Annotated in this window: 1 protein-coding gene; it reads right to left on the reverse strand. The window is 39.5% G+C overall.

Features of this window, described 5'->3' with window-relative positions:
• Positions 1-43: 43 nt before the first annotated feature.
• Positions 44-337 (reverse strand): S1 RNA-binding domain-containing protein (locus tag CVN76_RS00670; protein ID WP_100530071.1); only part of this gene is annotated, 294 nt, incomplete at its 5' end.

A 337-nucleotide genomic window follows, 5' to 3' on the forward strand; every position in this document is an offset into this window, starting at 1 on the left:
AAAAAAAAACCGGCTGATCAAAAGATCTGCCGGTTTTAAAAAATTATTTTTTGATAAGGTCTTCGCGTTGAGATTGTTCGATCCACTCTTGAAGTTTGTCTTTCAATGTGTTGAAGCCTTCAGTAGATTCGATGTGAGATGTTGCTTTAACAGATGCTTGGCGTTTTTTCGGAGCTTTTTTCGGAGCTTCAGTACGCTCAGGAGCTTCTTCTGTAGCACGGATCGTTAAGCCGATTTTTCCAGCAGCTGAATCGATTGAAAGAACTTTCACTTTCACTTCATCGCCCACTTTTAAATGTTCGTTGATATCTTTAACGAATCCGTGAGTGATTTCAGA

The organism is Bacillus sp. mrc49 (assembly GCF_002803435.1).